Origin of the sequence: Desulfovibrio sp. TomC, assembly GCF_000801335.2 — a bacterium.
Classification (GTDB): domain Bacteria; phylum Desulfobacterota; class Desulfovibrionia; order Desulfovibrionales; family Desulfovibrionaceae; genus Solidesulfovibrio.
This window is the reverse complement of sequence record NZ_JSEH01000059.1, coordinates 1-2,523: the sequence shown is the minus strand read 5'-3', so window position 1 is coordinate 2,523 and position 2,523 is coordinate 1. Positions and strand designations below refer to the sequence as shown.

Here is a 2,523-nt window from a genome sequence, read left to right as displayed (position 1 = left end):
CCATTCAGGGGAGACTTCAATTTGCACAATCCGGAAAATTTTGTGAAGTGGCGCTGGGGCCGGGACGAACGGAAGCTCCTGCCCCCGGAATCGGACCTGCTCCGCAACAAGAGGGGACCACTCGCCTGGGATTCTCGCTGTTGCTGAAATTTTTCCAGCTGGAGGGGCGTGTTCCAGCGGCTGCCCATAAGATACCAAGCACGCCATCGCCTCCCTTGCCAAACAGAACCAAGCCGCTGCAGCAGACTGGCGCCAGTATCCCTGGAAGGGGGGCGTCTTCGAAAAGGAAACACTAACATCTAGGCTTGACAGCTTTCAGCCATAACAGCGTACATTTTTTTTTCCATTTTCTGAGGCGACCCAAGTTGAAGCCCGCCAAAAAAACAATGTCTTCTTGGCGGGCTAAATTAGTGACCTGTTAGCCAACATCTATGGCTTTATGGGCCCGTAATTGAGGCGATCCCCAGCACGGATCCCCACCCCCCTGCCGCACAACTGGCTTGATCTGTATTAATTGCAACCGTCTTTGCAGCCGACTGCGCAGTCAATGCAATGGCCAAGTAAGGATTAAGATATGCCGTAGGGATGACCATGTAACAAACATTGCCTGAGACCGCATCCTTGGCCTGTATCCATATCGTTCCGGAGTCAGATGCAATATTGTCAATAGTTGCATTGAAGTTGGTTGCATACGCACTATGCAAACTGCCAACAAGCACAAGTGCAGTTGCCACTGCAACGGTAATCATTGCCTTGCATTTCATAGATGCCCTCGATGAACGTTACAGGTTTGCTGAGCATTGATTTGTTAAACCCGTCATTCGCCCAAGCGCCAAACGCTAAATTTATTTTAACCTCCTTCAGTTCTGTCCGGATAAGTGAGGAGAGATCGCCTACTAGAATTGCTTGGTTTTAACCGTTCCCGTCGCGGGTCGACGAGGTCGAGAATTTCGCATTGCTGAAACAGATTCCGTTGCGCCAGCCGGGCCAGATAGTGCAGGCTGATACCGATCTTTGATATGAACTTCTGGTAGGCCAGCAGCAGGTACGCAATCAATGCGACGTAGACCTTAGAAAGAACGACGTTTTTCGAGTTGCCAAGAAACGACTTGATCTTGAGGTTCTGCTTGATGAATCGAAAGAAGATTTCGATCTGCCAACGCTCCTTGTAGATGTCGGCAATGGTACGGGCCGGAAGCGTCATGTGGTTGGTGAGGAAATCGAAGCACTTCCCGGTTTCCTGATCCCGATAGCCGACGCGGCGCAAGGTCATAGTTTTTTCGCCATCGGCGACCTGGATGATGTGATCGGGGGTGACACCCGTTGCCCGGTCCGTGCGGTTGCGCTCAATGACCCGAAAACGGGCATTGCTCTTGAGTCGCGTGACCAGGAAGACGTCGGACTTACAGAGCTGCCGAAACCACATGTAGTCGTTATAGCCCCGGTCAAAGACCACGATTGATCCCTTAGGCAGTTTGAGCAGCTTGGCGATGTTGACCTCATGGCACTTGGCTTCGGTGACGGTGACCACAGCTGGGAGATAGCCGTCATGGTCTATGACCGTGTGCACCTTGATGCCGCCCTTTGCTGTTCGGAACTTGGCCCAGGGAAACAGGGTCAAGCACAGGTCGATGACCGATGCGTCAAGGCTTAAAAGCTTGTTTTTAAAAGAAAATTTATGTTTTGGCGCTTGCGAAAGACACCTCGTGTAGAGTTCGCCGAACAGGGCTTCGAACATGGCGCAAGGGCGGGTGTTATTGGCGTCGGCAAAGGTCGACCGGGGCACAGGCTTCACGCCGAGATGGTAGAGCCGGTTGGAAGCGGCATTCATTCCCATGACCCCATCCCGCAGGCTTTTACATCCGGCCAACTGGGCGTGCAGCAAGTGGACGAAATGACTCCACTGAGAAAAAGTCCGAGGTGCGCGTTTTGGCTTATGTTGCCTAGATAACTTGGAAAATATTGATTTCGGCACCAGGGATAGCAATTGGGCGAAGACGGCGATAGCGCTTTGCACGTGCGGAATCCTCTTGTCGGTTTGCAGGTGAGTCTCGCAACTCTACCATACAGCAACAAGAGCGATTCCGCATAGTTACAAATGGATAGAAAAGTCTCTATTGCCTTCAAAGCAGGCCCCATGGCGCGCACTTGGGCCAATCGGTGGCGTTGTGCACGGATTTTTGAACTTGATCTCATGGATGCCGGTGTCGTTTTTTCAAAACTGATCGCCTAGGTGGAAATACATCAGGAGCCTACACCAGTTGTCGCTTCCAGGTGTCAAGCCTATTCTTAACCGGACAGTAATGAACCCCCTTCTTTAAAAAAAATTGTTGTAAGTTTATTTATTACATATGGCAATATTCCTTGGCTGTCTTTCATGAGCCATAAATACCTAACCATAAAATTAGCTCCTGCCAATAACATTTTCTAGAAAATTTTAGAATAAAAGTCAACATACCGCATTCATTCGCAAACTCCCATACCCCGGAAACGCCCAGGCGAAATTTTAAGCGCGTCATTTTT

Annotated in this window: 2 protein-coding genes; both read right to left on the bottom strand. The window is 50.4% G+C overall.

Going from position 1 to position 2,523, the window contains the following annotated elements; all coding sequences use genetic code 11:
- Positions 1–437: 437 nt before the first annotated feature.
- The gene (locus tag NY78_RS25150) at positions 438–764 is read right to left on the bottom strand and encodes a hypothetical protein (RefSeq protein ID WP_156181142.1); all 327 of its coding nucleotides are present in this window, start codon (positions 762–764) and stop codon (positions 438–440) included.
- 86 nt (positions 765–850) lie between these two features.
- Positions 851–2,026, bottom strand: coding sequence for an IS4 family transposase (locus NY78_RS21490; protein ID WP_442855224.1), 1,176 nt, complete (start codon positions 2,024–2,026; stop codon positions 851–853).
- Positions 2,027–2,523: the final 497 nt, after the last annotated feature.

Coding starts and splice junctions, on each gene's coding strand:
- NY78_RS25150 (WP_156181142.1), bottom strand. CDS start 764: ATGAAATGCAAGGCAATGATTACCGTTGCAGTGGCAACTGCACTTGTG.